Below are 13,409 nucleotides of genomic sequence, written 5' to 3'. Positions count from 1 at the left end.
GACCATCGTCCGAAGTATCTAGCTCAGGAGTTTTCGATGGGTTCGTCGGTCTTCGCGGTATTCCTACCGCTCGCCCTCGCATTGGTCATGTTCGGTCTCGGTCTCACCTTGACCGTGGAGGATTTCGCCAGGGTCCTCAAATATCCGAAGGCGGCGGTGGTGGCGCTGGCGTGCCAGATCGTGCTGTTGCCGGTCATCTGCTTCGGTATGGTGCTGGCCTTCGGGCTCACCGGTGCGCTGGCGGTGGGCATGCTGCTGTTGGTGGCCTCGCCCGGTGGTACCTCGGCGAATCTGTTCAGCCATATCGCGGGCGGTGATGTGGCGCTGAATATCACGCTGACGGCGATCAATTCGGTGCTCGCGGTATTCACCATGCCGGTGGTGGTCACCCTGGCCATTGCCCGATTCATGGACGCCGACTCCACCATCGGGCTACAGCCCGCGAAGTTCATTCAGGTGATCGCCATCGTGCTGATCCCGGTCGCCATTGGAATGTGGGTGCGCCGCAAGTACTCCGGCTGGGCCGAACGCATGCGCAAACCCGTGAAGATCGGGTCGGTCGTCGTCCTCGTCCTGGTGATCCTGGCGGCCGTGGTCTCCGGATTCAGTGCGGTCCGAGACGATCTCGCCAAAATCGGCACCATCGCCCTCCTGCTGTCGGTATGCAGCCTGCTGGTCGGCTACTTCGTCCCGCGTCTGTTCGGCATCGGCAAGGCCCAAGCCATCGCGTCGGCCATGGAAATCGGCATTCACAACGCGACCCTCGCCATTGCGGTCGCGGTCACGGCCCTCGACAACGAAACCATGGCCATTCCCGCAGCCACCTACGGCATCGTCATGTTCGGTCCGGCCGCGCTCGCCGCGTATCTGCTTGCTCGGCAGGCGAAACGGACTCCGGAGGTGGTCGTCGCGGAATAACCGCGGGCCGGTCAGTTCGGCGGGGTGTGGCTGCCTCGTGCGCTCAGGGCGCGGATCGGCCTGATCAGGGCGTGGTAGATGGGCCGCACGAGGCGGCCGGGGAGGTAGCGGTGGCGCTCCTCCTGCCAGACCCGCGCCCTGGGATCCTCGGCGAGGGGCGACCAGCGGTCGCGACCCAGGGGTTCGGAGGTGTGGAATTCGATGCGGCACAGGTGTTTTGTGCTGATGAAGCCGTACTGTCCTGGACTGAACAGCCGGACGGGGGCGCCGTGGTCGCTATCGAGCGGTTTCCTGTTCAGACGATCGGCGATGAGGACGTCGTCGGCCAGGGCGTCTTCGAGCAACACAATGGACCGGAACCCGTCGAGGCCTTCGAAGAGCGCATGGGTCGGTGCCGCTCCCGGCGCGAGCAGTGGTTCGATTCGCGTGCGGTAGAGGGTCTGTAATGAGACCCCCTCCCACAGCAGATTGGTGGCCGACCAGCCGGCCACGCAGTGGAAGTCGGCCTTCAGCTCCACACGCGGCAGGGTGGCCAGGTCGGCCACGCACAGGGTGATGGGCTCGGTCAGTGCGCCACCGATCTCGATTGTCGGGTCGGCGGGGACCGGTGGGGCCGGGTGCTGAAGATGCTTGCCGAAGCGTGGGAATCCATCGACGACCTTTTGGCCCGGGGGTAGCGTCATGGCGATCCTCCATCTAGTAGGTTCGTTCTAGATGCTACCGCCTAGTGCTGGCCGCGTGCTGCCCCGATGAAGGCGCGAATCAGATCCGGCGATTTCACGCCCCGCTCGCTCTCCACACCGCTGGATACGTCGACACCCCACGCGCCCGTCACCTCCAGGGCTTCCCGGACGTTGTCCGGACGCAATCCGCCTGCCAGCAGCCACCGGCCCGAGGGGGCGGCGAACCGCGGCGATGCCCAGTTCCACGGCTTTCCGGAACCGGGGTCGGGGGCATCGAGCAGCAGGAGGTCCTCGCCGTACTCCCCGCATCGCCGGACGGGCTCGGCGGTGGCTCGCAGCAGGGTGCGGCCCGCGGCTCGCAGGGCCGCGAAGTACTCGGGTCCCTCCTCGCCGTGCAGCTGCACACCCCGCACGCCGCTGCCCTCGGCGAATTGGCTTATCGCAGCGACGGATTGGTTGCGGAATACGCCCACGGTGAGCACATCAGCCGGTACCCGCTCGAGCAATCGCCGTGCCGTGGCGGCATCGACGGTGCGGGGGCTCCCCGGCGCGAAGACGAATCCCACCGCATCGGCACCGGCCTCGACGGCCGCGTCGATATCGGCCTCGGTTTTCAGGCCGCAGATTTTGATGAATGGGGCAGTCACACGGTCAGTCAATCAAACCCGGTATCGAGCTGTTGACTTGGAGTGCACTCCAGGTCATAGCGTGTGGCCCATGAGCATTCGCCTCGGATACCAGATGCCGAACTTCAGTCATGCCACCTCGCCGCGTGAGTTGTTCCCGTCCGTGATCGCACAGGCCCGGGCGGCGGAGAACGCGGGATTCGACGCCGCCTTCGTGATGGACCACTTCTATCAGCTGCCGGTGCTGGGCGCACCGGATGAGCCGATGCTCGAGGCGTACACCGCGCTCGGCGCGCTCGCCACCGCGACCGAGCGAATTCAGTTGTCCACCTTGGTCACCGGCAATACCTACCGCAATCCGGCAATGCTGGCCAAGACCGTCACGACGCTGGATGTGGTCAGCGGCGGGCGGGCGGTGCTGGGCATCGGTGCGGGCTGGTTCGAGCTCGAACACCTCGGGTACGGCTACGAATTCGGCACCTTCACCGACCGCTTTCAGCGGCTCGAGGAAGCCCTGCGGATTATTCAGCCGATGCTGCGCGGACAGCGGCCCACCTTCGACGGAAAGTGGTACCGGACCCGCGATGCCCTCAATGAGCCGCGCATTCGTGACGATCTGCCCATCATGCTCGGCGGTGGTGGGGAGAAGAAGACCTTCGCCATGGCCGCCCGGTTCGCCGACCATCTCAATATCATCTGCAATGCGTCCGAACTGCCGGGCAAGGTCGAGGCGCTGCACCGCCGCTGTGAGGAGGCTGGTCGCGATCCGGAGACCCTCGAAACCAGCTTCCTGGCGTTCGTGATCATCGACGAGGACGGCGACCGCGCCCGCAAGTTGCAGCAGGAGTTGCTGGAAAAGCAGGCCGCGCAGGATTTCTCGGGCGTACCTGCGCAGTCACCGGACAGCCAGGCCGACCGCCAATTCGTCGGCACCCCGGACGATGTGGCCGAGCAGCTCCAGCGGCGGGTGCTCGACCACGGTGTCGACGGCGTGATCGTCAATATGGTCGCCAATGGGCACGAGCCCGGCGTGCTGGAACTGGCGGGCAGAGCCCTGAGCCCGCTCGTGCGCCAGGGCTGAGTCGAGCGGGACCGGGTCGCGTTACCGGCCGATATCGACCCGGTCCTTGTCGGCGGGTTCCTTGTCCCGGCGTCCCGATTCCCAGAGTGGTCCGAAGACGAACCAGAGTCCGACGATCACCCAGACGCGGCCGATCCACCCCGTGAGGGTCGGTTCCTGGGCGGGTGTGGCGATGAACAGTACGAGGGCGAGCAGTGTGACAGAGCTGATCGCGGCGGCATTCACCACGCGCAGCCATTCCCTCCACAGATACCGCCGCCGCTCCGGGCCCGACTTGGCCGCCTTGACCGGTGGCGGCCCACCGGCGAACCGATAGGCGAAGCGGGCATCGGCCCATCGGACGATCGTCGGGCCGAAGGCGATCGAGAAGCCGAGATACAACCCGGCGAGGCCGTGGGTGGCATCGGCGGTCGCGCCATTGCGCAGATCGATGGCGGTGGCTATCACCAGCACCACATCGAGCAGCGGAATGCCCAGCAGGATAACGGTACTCAGCGTCCGCATCCGTGCGAGGTAGCGCACCGCGAGGCCCGATCCGAGTAGTACCCACAAACCGACCTCACACGCCAGGATGACTCCGGCAACGGGGTGTTCCCCCAATAGTTCGAGCATGTGACAACCCCTTGTTAGCTCAATCGTGCTAGCAACAAGGCTTCAATCTAGCACAGTTGCGCTAATATGGAATCGTGCCGAAGACAATCGATCACGAACAGCGCAAAGCGGACGTCGCCGCGGCCGTATGGCGGCTCATTGTCAGCAGCGGCGTCAGTGCGGTCTCGCTGCGCACCGTCGCCGCCGAAGCGGGCATCGTCCTCGGTTCCCTGCGGCACAGCTTCCCCACCAAGGCCGATCTGCTCGCCTACTCCATGCAGCTGGTCCACGCCAATGTCGAAAAGCGCGTCGCCACCCACACCTCGATCCAGGACCCCCACGCCCTGGTCACGGGAATCCTGTTGGAACTGCTCCCCGTAGATGACCAGCGCTACACCGAAATGCGGGTCAACGTCGCCCTCATTGCCGAAGCCCCCGCCCACCCTCGCCTGGCCGAACTCGCCGAAGCAGCCCAAACGGCCATTGCCGACCTCTGCCTACAGCTCTGCCGGTACCTGGCCGAAACCGCGCACCTGCACCCGACCCGCGACCCGGGAACCGAAGCCCGCCGCCTGCACGCCCTGATCGACGGCATGGCCCTGCACATCCTGGTCACGCCCAGCGCGGCCGCGGCCACCGAGGCCGCGTTGTCGACCTACCTGAAAGACCTTGCCGCGCCCAGCCGTTGACCGACAGCGCGTGGCACTTCCTTCCGGATGCCACGGTGGGGTCCCGGCGGCCGGGAATGGCGCTGCCATACTGAGGTCGAGGCGGCCACCTTTTCAGGGGTCGACCGGCGAAAGGAACTGCGCGCTATGGCGAACGATGGATCGACGGTTGCTGTGCTGGGCCCCGGGGGCGTGGGCGGATTGCTGGCCGGGCTGCTGGCCCGGGCGGGAAATCGGGTGATCTGCCTCGCCCGCGAGGAGACGGCGGCGGCACTGCGGGTGGATGGAATACGGGTTCGCAGTGGACAATTCGGCGACTTCACGGCGGATGTCGAGGCGGTGACCGAGCTGCGGGAACCGGTTGACGCGTGTGTGGTCGCGGTCAAGCACACGGCTCTCGACACGGCGCTCGAGCGAGTGCCGCCCTCGGCGTTGGGGGATGGTCTGCTGGTGCCGCTGCTCAATGGTGTAGAGCACCCGGCGCTGCTGCGGGCTCGCTACCGACCCGATCGGGTGGCCCCGGCCGTCATTCGCGTCGAATCGACGCGTACCGCACCCGGGGTGGTCGAGCACGGAAGCCCGTTCACCGAGATCGACCTGACCGGCGACGTCGTGCCCCGGGTCCTGCTGGACGCGGTGGCGGAGACGCTCTCGGCTGCCGGTCCGTCCGTGCGAGTCCTCGAGCACGAAGTGGCGGTCCTGTGGGCGAAGATGTCGTTCCTCGCACCACTCGCCCTGCTCACCACCCGGCACGGACTTCCCGTGGGTGATATCCGCACCCGGCACCGCGGCGAGCTGGCGACACTGGTCGAAGAGGTGGCCGCCGTCAGCCACGCGTGCGGTGGTCCGGCCGACCCGGCAGAGGTCCTCGCCCGCTACGACGCCTTCCCGCCGCAGGCCAAATCGTCGATGCAGCGCGACGCCGAGGCTGGGCGTCCGCTCGAACTGGACGCGATCGGCGGTGCCCTCTTGCGTGCGGCCGAACGGCACGGTCTGGCGGTCCCGGTGACGGAGCGCTTGGTCGGGGAACTGAGCGCTGACCAGTAACGACCGGTTGGCCGGTCCCGATTTCGAGGGCAACGGGGCGGATGGAACCGACGGAAGGGCACGGCCGTGAACTTCATCGACGGAGTCTCGAACGCGGCGTATCAATTCATGATCGGTGCCCCCGAGCACGTATGGCTGGGCTGGCTGCTCTACGCCATCGGCAGGTAGCCGCGCCGAACAAGGAATAAGCGCGGTGGCCGTGCCATTGGATCAGGATATGACCAGTGCCGAGTTATTGGTTGACGCGTTCGGGCGGATCCGGGAGAACGTGCATGGGGCGGTCGCCGGGTTGACGGAGGAGGAATTGGGCCTGCGGCTGGAGCCGGAGGCCAATTCCATTGCCTGGCTGGTGTGGCATCTGACCCGGGTGCAGGACGATCACATCGCGGATGCGGCGGGCACCGAGCAGGTGTGGACCTCGGAGAAATGGGCGGCGCGATTCGGGCTGCCGTTCGACGAGCAAGCCACCGGGTACGGGCACGGATCCGCTGAAGTCGCCGCGCTGGAGGGTATTTCGGTGGGACTGCTCCTGGGATATCACGATGCCGTGCACGCGCGGACGGTCGAGTATGTCGCGGGGCTCACCGACGCGGATCTGCCCCGAGTGGTCGATACCCGGTGGGATCCGCCGGTCACCCTCGGTGTTCGACTGATCAGCGTCGTCGATGACGATATTCAGCACTCCGGGCAGGCGGCGTTCATCCGTGGAGTCCTGTTGCGCCGCAGGTGAATGCCGCGGCGCGGTCGTCCCACGCCGGTCGGTTACGGCAGGGCGATGTACTTGGTTTCCAGGTACTCCTCGATGCCCTCGGTGCCCGCCTCGCGGCCGAGCCCGGATTCCTTGACACCGCCGAAGGGGGCCGCGACATCGGAGATGATGCCGCGATTGACGCCGACCATTCCGGTTTCCAGAGCCTCGGCGACACGCAGCGCGCGACCCAGGTCGGCGGTGTAAATGTAGGCGGCCAAACCGAATTCGGTGTCATTGGCGGCGGCAATGCCCGCTTCCTCGCCGTCGAACCCGGCAATGGCGGCGACGGGGCCGAAGATCTCCTCGCGCAGGATGCGCGCGTCGGCGGGCACATTGTCGAGCACGGTGGGCTCGTAGAACCAGCCCGGCCCGGGGGCGTACCCGCCGCCGGTGGTGACGCGGGCACCCTTGGCTACCGCGTCGCGCACCAGGTCGGCGACCGAATCACGCTGTTCGGCGGTGATCAGCGGACCGACCTGGACATCGTCCAGATGCCCGGGACCGATCCGCAAGGACCGCATCCGCTCGGTGAGCCGCGCGGTGAACGCTGTCCGTACCGCGTTATCGACGTGGAAACGGTTTGCGGCAGTGCAGGCCTCGCCGTTATTGCGCATTTTGGCGGCCATCGCGCCAGCTATCGCGGCATCGAGGTCCGCGTCGGCGAACACCACGAACGGCGCGTTGCCGCCGAGTTCCATCGACGTGCGCAGCACCCGGTTGGCGGATTGGGCGAGCAGGATCCTGCCGACCGCGGTGGAGCCGGTGAAGGTCACCTTGCGCAACCGATGATCGGCGAACATCGGATCGGTGAGTCGCGCGGCGTGGGAGGTCGGCAGGATGGACAGCACACCCGGCGGTAGTCCGGCATCGGCGAATACCTGGCCGAGTGCCAGCATGGTCAGCGGTGTCTCGGCGGCCGGTTTGACCACCATGGTGCACCCGGCGGCGAAGGCGGGCGCGATCTTTCGCGTGCCCATCGCCAGGGGGAAGTTCCACGGCGTGATGGCCAGCGCCGGACCGACCGGCCCTTTGGTGACCAGAATGCGGCCGTTCCCGGAGGGGGAGTGGGTGTAGCGGCCGTTGACGCGAACGGCCTCCTCAGCGAACCAGCGCAGGAACTCCGCGCCGTAGGTGACCTCACCCTGGCTCTCGGCGAGGGGCTTACCCATCTCCAGGGTCATCAGCAGCGCGAAGTCATCGCGTCGCTCGAGAATGAGTTCCCAAGCGCGGCGCAGGATTTCCGAGCGATCCCGAGCGGGGGCGGCAGCCCAGCCCGCCTGTGCGGCGACGGCGGCGTCGAGGGCGCGCGCCCCATCGGCGGCGGTGGCATCGGCGACCTCGGCCAGGACCGCGCCGGTCGCTGGATCGTGGACCGCGAAGGTGTCCACGCCGGGGCTCTGCTCGCCGCCGATCCACAGTCCGGTGGGCACGGTGGCGAGCAGTTCAGCCACGTCACGCATTGTCGGATTCTCCTCTGTCGCTCAGGCGGTGCTGATGCCCGGGGCGCCGCCGGTGGGCGTCACCGTCGCGTTGGTCGTGGCGTCGTTCTCATAATGCGGCGCCTCCAGCGGGGCGGATTTCAGTCTGCTCGGGAACTCGCACCGCGCACGCTGCCGAATTGGATAAGCGGAGGCCGGAAATTCACCACTATGTACACTCCGGCGCGTGACGCTTCCGGTCAGCTGGGTATCGACCCGATCCGATTTGGGGATTCGGCTCGCTGGCGGCGCCGCGGGGGTGGATCGCACCGTCGACGTGGTCCTCACCACCGAACTCGATGAGCCCTTCCCATGGCTGTCCGGCGGGGAGCTGGTCCTCACCACCGGAATGCGGTTGCCCTCGACCGCCGCGGGACGCGCGGCCTATCTGCGCGGGCTCGATGACTGCGGGGTGGCCGCGCTCGGATTCGGTATCGGGTTCGGCCACGAGCGCATCCCGGACGATCTCACCGCGGTGGCCGACGAGATCGGACTGCCGCTCTTCGAGGTACCGCTGCCGACACCCTTCGCGGCCATTGTCAAAAGGGTGGCCGCCCGTATCGCCGAACTGCGCTACGACGAGGTGCTGCGCGCCTCGCGGGCCCAGCCGCGGATGACCAGGGCACTCATCACAGCGGGAGCGCAGGCCATAGTGCGTGAACTCGCGGCAGCGCTGGGGGCCACGGTGCTGGTACTCGATCGTTCCGGTGCGGTCGTCCGAAGTCAGCCGCGCGCACTGGATTCGGAGCGCTTGCGCGCGGTGCGCGCGGCCCTGGCGGTTTCGGCGACCAGCGGTGTGCACACCGATTCCACCGGCATGTCGATCACCTACCAGCGCATTGGTATCGGCCGCCGCCCGCATGGAGATCTGGTGGTGCTGCGCGATGAACCGCTGGGGCATATCGATCAGATCCTGCTCGGCCACGCGAATTCCCTACTGGCCCTGGACTACGAGAAACCCGCGCGGCTGGGGGTCGCGCAACAGCGGTTGAACAGTCACGCGCTGGGTCTGCTACTGGGTGCCGAAGTCGACACCGCCCCGGCCTGGGCGCAATTGGCACAGGCGGCCGATGCACAGGGTCACATTCGGGTACTGGTGGCCGAATGCGATTCCGATGCGGCGGCGGCCACCATGCACGAGGCGATTGCCGAGGTGGTGACCGGTGCGGGGTACCCACCGTTCCTGTATCTCGCCGAAGGTCGGGTGGTGAGCGTACTGCCGGGCGCAAGCGCCGCGTTCGTACCCCGACTCCATAGTGAAACCCGAGGTCGGGTACGGAAATTCGTTCGTCTCGGTATGAGTGGACCGCATCGGGTGCACGCCCTCGCGGAAGCCGTGTCGAGTGCCCGACTCGCCGCCACGATGGCCGAGCGAGGCGGTGCGCCAACGGAATTCGCCGCCCTGACGGGTCGCTCGCTGCTGTCGATCGATGCCACGCGGGAGGTGCTGGACGCCATGGGGCGGACCGTGCTGGCACCGATCGTCGACTACGACGCGGTGCACGGCACCGAACTGCTGACCTCGCTGCGGGCATTCCTGGAGGCCAATGGTCAGTGGGAATCCGCGGCCGCGGCGACCGGCGTGCACCGCCATACGCTGCGCAAACGCATCGCCACCAGTGCCAACCTGCTGGATTGCGATCTGGACAGTGCCCGCGTCCGGGCGGAACTACTGCTGGCACTGCTCGCCCGCGGCGAGTGATGCCGCATCGCCACCGACGGCACCCCGCCGGGGCATGGCATGTGACCAGAGTTGCGGAATCAACACTCCCAGGATGGGCAGTCTGCTGATTTAGTTGCAGTGATATGATTCAACAACGAAATCAGTTGCCAACCGCTTATCTGGCCTGGGATAAACGCTGTAGTCAGCACCTGCGAACGACGCCCCGTTTCGACTGGCGACCGCGCTTCGCTCCCGCCTTCGAGGAGTCCGTACATGACCGCCATCCGTGAGCCCCGCACCCTGTCCGCGGCCGATTCCGCCCGGATCGTCCGCGACCACCTCTGGATGCACTTCACCCCGCACTCCGCCGCGACCGGCGCCGAGGTGCCGGTGATCGTCCGTGGTGAGGGGGCCTACATCTACGACTCCGCCGGACGCCGCTACCTCGACGGACTCGCGGGCCTGTTCGCCGTACAGGTCGGCCACGGACGCGAGGAACTGGCCGAGGCCGCCGCGCGCCAGACCCGCGAACTCGCCTACTTCCCGATCTGGGGTTACGCACATCCGACCGCACTCGAACTCGCCGAACGGCTGGCCATTGCCGCACCCGGCGACCTCAACCGGGTGTTCTTCACCGTCAGCGGTGGCGAATCCGTCGAGACCGCGTGGAAGCTGATCCGGCAGTACTTCAAGCTCACCGGTAAGCCCACCAAACACAAGGTGATCAGCCGGTCCATGGCCTATCACGGCACCTCCATGGGTGCGCTGTCGATTACCGGAATCCCCGGTGCCAAAGCCGATTTCGAGCCCCTGGTGCCCAGCACCCAGCGGGTACCGAACACCAACTTCTACCGCGCCACCGAACACACCGACGACTACGAGGCCTACGGCCGGTGGGCGGCCGACCGGATCGAGGAGGCCATTCTCTTCGAAGGCGCCGATACCGTGGCCGCGGTATTCCTGGAGCCGGTACAGAACACCGGCGGCTGCTTCGTCCCGCCGCCCGGCTACTTCCAGCGCGTGCGCGAAATCTGCGACCGCCACGACGTCCTGCTGGTCTCCGATGAGGTGATCTGTGCCTTCGGTCGCCTCGGATACGATTTCGGCGCGAAGAAGTTCGGCTACCAGCCCGATATCATTACCACCGCCAAGGGCCTGACCTCGGGTTACGCCCCGCTGGGCGCGGTTATGGTCAGCGATCGCATTGCCGAGGCATTCCAGCACGGCGCAACCTTTATGCACGGCTCCACCTATGGCGGCCATCCCGTGTCCTGCGCGGTGGCACTGGCCAATCTCGATCTCATGGAACGCGAAGATCTCTACGGCCACGTACTCCGCAATGAGCAGGCGTTCAAATCGACCCTCGAAAAGCTCTACGACATCCCGATTGTCGGCGAGGTGCGCGGTGACGGCTACTTCTGGGCCGTCGAGCTGGTGAAGGATCGGGCCACCAAGGAACGGTTCACCGATGAGGACGGCACCCGAATCCTCAAGGGCCACGTCTCCGCGGCGCTCTTCGAAGCGGGTCTGCACTGCCGCGCCGACGACCGCGCCGAACCGGTTATCCAGCTGGCACCGCCGCTGATCTGCGATCAGCGGCAGTTCGACGAAATGGAACACGCACTGCGATTCGCCCTGACCGGAGCCGCGAAACTGCTCTGAATTCATCGCGATCCGACCCGACAGCTCCGCCAACTTTGTTGGTGGAGCTGTTTTTATTCCTGTTACAGGAGGATCGCGGCGCGGAGTGCCCGCTACCCTGTTCGACTCGTGCGATGTTAAGCAAGCATGGAAGCTTTCGTACCCGATCGACCGTAGCGATTGTTAGGGAGCGAATATGATGTCGGACGTAACGGCCATCAATTCGGCATTGGCGGGATTGGACGCGATTCGCTCCGATCTGGCCGATTTCTACCGCGATCTGCACACGCATCCCGAATTATCGGGTGCCGAGCATCGCACCGCCGATGAAGTGGCCAAACGTGCGACGGCACTCGGCTATCAGGTGACCACCGGAGTCGGCGGCACCGGTGTGGTGGCCGTCCTGGCGAACGGGACCGGACCAACGGTATTGCTGCGGGCGGATTTCGATGCGCTCCCCATCCGCGAGGCGACCGGTCTGCCGTACGCGTCGCAGGCCGACCTGGTAATGCACGCGTGCGGCCACGATATGCACGCCACCTGTTTGTTGGGCGCGCTGAAACTACTTGCCGATGCCCGTCATTCATGGTCGGGGACGGTGCTGGCGGTATTCCAACCGGCCGAGGAAACCGGTCGCGGCGCGCAGGCCATGGTCGACGACGGCTTGTTCGACCGCTTCGGAAAGCCCGATATCGTACTGGCCCAACACACCGCGCCATTCCCGGTAGGCGTGGTCGGCGGACACGGCGGCACCGCGGCGGCGGCCACCGACGCGCTGCGAATCATCATGCACGGTCACGGCGGACACGGCTCTCGGCCCGAGGTCACCATCGATCCGGTGGTCATGGCGGCGGCCACGGTCATGCGACTACAGACCATCGTGTCCCGGGAGGTCGCCGCCGACGATGCCGCGGTGGTGACGGTCGGAATGATGCGTGCCGGAACAAAGGACAACATCATTCCCGACGACGCCGAACTGCGCCTCAATATCCGCACCTTCACCCCGGAAACCCGCGCGAAAGTACTCGCCGCCGTGGATCGCATCGTGCAGGCCGAAGCGGCGGCCGCCGGTGCCGAATGGAAACCCGACACCACCGTCATCGACGCCTTCCCTGTCCTGGTCAACGATATTGACGCGACCCGCCGAACAATGGCCGCGTTCGGTGAAATATTCGGTCCCGACAAGGTTTTCGACCCCGGCCGGCTCACCGGCAGCGAGGATGTCGGAACTTTCGCTACGGCCGCCGGTGCGCCCATCTGCTTTTGGCTGTTCGGCGTCCTCGATCCGGAATTGTTCGGCAGTACCGATGTCGTGGAAATCCTGCACGACATCATGACCGGCCAGGTCGACCTCAAAACGATTCCGGGCCCGCACACCGCGACCTACGCACCCGTTATCGACCCCTCGATCACCATTGGCGTCACCGCCATGACCACCGCCGCCCTGACCTGGCTCGGAACCCGATGAAATACCGGTGAACGACCGCACCGGAACGCCAGGAGGATAGTGGCGGAGGTGGAAGCGGTCGATCGGAGGGACGACTATGGATGATGTGCTGGCGTATGCGGAACAGCTCGCTCGATATGCGCAGGACGGCGCGCCCGCCGGATCGGTGTGGTTCGCGGTGGAAACCGAGTCGGGACAACAGGTGAGCCACCAGGTGTTCGATGGTGAACCCGAGCGAGTCTTGGAGCGGACAGTCGAATTCGCGCTGCGGATGCTGCTGTATACCTGCCATGAACTCGGAGGCGAGTGAGGTGCGGGAGGTGTTCGACGCGGTGGTCGCCGCCGCTGACGCACCGATATTCATTGTGACCGTCGCGGTTGACGCCGAACGTGCCGGATGTGTAGTGGGGTTCGCGTCCCAGGTGAGTATCGAGCCGCCGCGGTTTCTGGTGTGTTTGTCGAAAGCCAATCGGACCTATCGGATCGCCGCGGCGGCGCACCATCTCGCCGTTCATCTGGTGGACCGCGACAATACCGCGCTGGCGCAGTTGTTCGGCGCCGAAACCGGTGATGAGGTGGACAAGTACAGCTGGTGCCGATGGCGGGTGGGGCCACATGGAGCCCCGGTGCTCGACGACGCCGCCGCCTGGTTCGTCGGGCGCATCATCACACGGCACGACTTCGGTGATCACGAGGGCGTCGTCGTATCGCCCGAATTCGGTTCGGCCCCAGCCCAATCGATCAACGTGCTGCATTACCGCGATGTCGCCGACCTCGAACCGGGTCATCCGAGCTGAGCAATTCCGTTGGCGGGT

At 66.2% G+C, this 13,409-nt stretch carries 14 protein-coding genes; 10 read left to right on the top strand and 4 right to left on the bottom strand.

The genetic code is table 11. The annotated features are described in order from the left end of the window. Nucleotides 1-36: 36 nt before the first annotated feature. The gene (locus NU1_RS17820; protein ID WP_067522823.1) at nucleotides 37-918 is read left to right on the top strand and encodes a bile acid:sodium symporter family protein; all 882 of its coding nucleotides are present in this window, start codon (nucleotides 37-39) and stop codon (nucleotides 916-918) included. A gap of 11 nt (nucleotides 919-929) precedes the next feature. Here the strand turns inward: NU1_RS17820 and NU1_RS17815 are convergent, their stop codons facing one another. Beyond that, nucleotides 930-1,601, bottom strand: a complete 672-nt coding sequence (locus NU1_RS17815) for a molybdopterin-dependent oxidoreductase (RefSeq protein WP_067522822.1) — start codon at nucleotides 1,599-1,601, stop codon at nucleotides 930-932. Nucleotides 1,602-1,642: 41 nt separating this feature from the next. Further along, a complete protein-coding gene (locus tag NU1_RS17810) occupies nucleotides 1,643-2,248 on the bottom strand; it encodes a phosphoribosylanthranilate isomerase (protein WP_067522820.1) in 606 nt (201 codons plus the stop codon). A gap of 70 nt (nucleotides 2,249-2,318) precedes the next feature. Between NU1_RS17810 and NU1_RS17805 the strand changes: the two genes are divergently transcribed. Beyond that, the gene (locus NU1_RS17805) at nucleotides 2,319-3,308 is read left to right on the top strand and encodes an LLM class F420-dependent oxidoreductase (RefSeq protein ID WP_067522853.1); all 990 of its coding nucleotides are present in this window, start codon (nucleotides 2,319-2,321) and stop codon (nucleotides 3,306-3,308) included. 21 nt (nucleotides 3,309-3,329) lie between these two features. On the opposite strand, the gene NU1_RS17800 is transcribed toward NU1_RS17805, so the two are convergent. Further along, a complete protein-coding gene (locus NU1_RS17800; RefSeq protein WP_067522818.1) occupies nucleotides 3,330-3,920 on the bottom strand; it encodes a hypothetical protein in 591 nt (196 codons plus the stop codon). Between the two features lie 74 nt (nucleotides 3,921-3,994). On the opposite strand from NU1_RS17800, the gene NU1_RS17795 reads away from it, so the two are divergent. From NU1_RS17795 to NU1_RS17785, 3 genes are all read left to right on the top strand, one after another. Then, entirely contained in the window at nucleotides 3,995-4,588 is a 594-nt protein-coding gene (locus NU1_RS17795; RefSeq protein ID WP_067522816.1) for a TetR/AcrR family transcriptional regulator, read from the top strand. Between the two features lie 126 nt (nucleotides 4,589-4,714). Further along, complete coding sequence (locus NU1_RS17790) at nucleotides 4,715-5,614, top strand: ketopantoate reductase family protein (RefSeq protein ID WP_067522815.1); 900 nt, start codon at nucleotides 4,715-4,717, stop codon at nucleotides 5,612-5,614. 217 nt (nucleotides 5,615-5,831) lie between these two features. Continuing rightward, nucleotides 5,832-6,344, top strand: a complete 513-nt coding sequence (locus tag NU1_RS17785) for a mycothiol transferase (protein ID WP_067522851.1) — start codon at nucleotides 5,832-5,834, stop codon at nucleotides 6,342-6,344. Between the two features lie 32 nt (nucleotides 6,345-6,376). Here the strand turns inward: NU1_RS17785 and NU1_RS17780 are convergent, their stop codons facing one another. Continuing rightward, nucleotides 6,377-7,825: an NAD-dependent succinate-semialdehyde dehydrogenase gene (locus tag NU1_RS17780; protein ID WP_067522813.1), complete on the bottom strand. Its 1,449-nt coding sequence runs from the start codon at nucleotides 7,823-7,825 to the stop codon at nucleotides 6,377-6,379. A gap of 205 nt (nucleotides 7,826-8,030) precedes the next feature. Here NU1_RS17780 and NU1_RS17775 point away from each other — a divergent pair, with 205 nt between their 5' ends. The 5 genes from NU1_RS17775 (at nucleotide 8,031) to NU1_RS17755 (ending at nucleotide 13,391) form a co-directional block, all read left to right on the top strand. Further along, on the top strand, nucleotides 8,031-9,545 hold the full coding sequence (locus NU1_RS17775; protein WP_067522811.1) for a PucR family transcriptional regulator: 1,515 nt from the start codon (nucleotides 8,031-8,033) through the stop codon (nucleotides 9,543-9,545). 234 nt (nucleotides 9,546-9,779) lie between these two features. Continuing rightward, nucleotides 9,780-11,168, top strand: a complete 1,389-nt coding sequence (locus NU1_RS17770) for an aspartate aminotransferase family protein (RefSeq protein ID WP_067522810.1) — start codon at nucleotides 9,780-9,782, stop codon at nucleotides 11,166-11,168. 175 nt (nucleotides 11,169-11,343) lie between these two features. Then, the gene (locus NU1_RS17765) at nucleotides 11,344-12,615 is read left to right on the top strand and encodes an amidohydrolase (RefSeq protein WP_371859802.1); all 1,272 of its coding nucleotides are present in this window, start codon (nucleotides 11,344-11,346) and stop codon (nucleotides 12,613-12,615) included. A 76-nt stretch (nucleotides 12,616-12,691) separates the two neighbouring features. Beyond that, nucleotides 12,692-12,904, top strand: a complete 213-nt coding sequence (locus NU1_RS17760) for a CinA family protein (protein WP_067522808.1) — start codon at nucleotides 12,692-12,694, stop codon at nucleotides 12,902-12,904. Next, the gene (locus NU1_RS17755; protein WP_067522806.1) at nucleotides 12,885-13,391 is read left to right on the top strand and encodes a flavin reductase family protein; all 507 of its coding nucleotides are present in this window, start codon (nucleotides 12,885-12,887) and stop codon (nucleotides 13,389-13,391) included. Before NU1_RS17760 ends, NU1_RS17755 begins: the two co-directional genes overlap by 20 nt. The last annotated feature ends 18 nt before the right edge of the window (nucleotides 13,392-13,409 follow it).

Source organism: Nocardia uniformis NBRC 13702, from assembly GCF_001613345.1.
GTDB classification, from domain to species: domain Bacteria; phylum Actinomycetota; class Actinomycetes; order Mycobacteriales; family Mycobacteriaceae; genus Nocardia; species Nocardia uniformis.
The sequence above is the reverse complement of the archived record's forward strand: the minus strand, read 5'-3'. Positions and strand labels throughout refer to the sequence as shown.

What these genes read in the sequence shown, in the direction of transcription:
- NU1_RS17800 (WP_067522818.1), bottom strand. Translation starts at nt 3,920, where the DNA reads ATGCTCGAACTATTGGGGGAACACCCCGTTGCCGGAGTCATCCTGGCG.
- NU1_RS17780 (WP_067522813.1), bottom strand. Translation starts at nt 7,825, where the DNA reads ATGCGTGACGTGGCTGAACTGCTCGCCACCGTGCCCACCGGACTGTGG.
- NU1_RS17765 (WP_371859802.1), top strand. Translation starts at nt 11,344, where the DNA reads ATGATGTCGGACGTAACGGCCATCAATTCGGCATTGGCGGGATTGGAC.
- NU1_RS17785 (WP_067522851.1), top strand. Translation starts at nt 5,832, where the DNA reads ATGACCAGTGCCGAGTTATTGGTTGACGCGTTCGGGCGGATCCGGGAG.
- NU1_RS17755 (WP_067522806.1), top strand. Translation starts at nt 12,885, where the DNA reads ATGAACTCGGAGGCGAGTGAGGTGCGGGAGGTGTTCGACGCGGTGGTC.
- NU1_RS17790 (WP_067522815.1), top strand. Translation starts at nt 4,715, where the DNA reads ATGGCGAACGATGGATCGACGGTTGCTGTGCTGGGCCCCGGGGGCGTG.
- NU1_RS17820 (WP_067522823.1), top strand. Translation starts at nt 37, where the DNA reads ATGGGTTCGTCGGTCTTCGCGGTATTCCTACCGCTCGCCCTCGCATTG.
- NU1_RS17760 (WP_067522808.1), top strand. Translation starts at nt 12,692, where the DNA reads ATGGATGATGTGCTGGCGTATGCGGAACAGCTCGCTCGATATGCGCAG.
- NU1_RS17770 (WP_067522810.1), top strand. Translation starts at nt 9,780, where the DNA reads ATGACCGCCATCCGTGAGCCCCGCACCCTGTCCGCGGCCGATTCCGCC.
- NU1_RS17805 (WP_067522853.1), top strand. Translation starts at nt 2,319, where the DNA reads ATGAGCATTCGCCTCGGATACCAGATGCCGAACTTCAGTCATGCCACC.
- NU1_RS17815 (WP_067522822.1), bottom strand. Translation starts at nt 1,601, where the DNA reads ATGACGCTACCCCCGGGCCAAAAGGTCGTCGATGGATTCCCACGCTTC.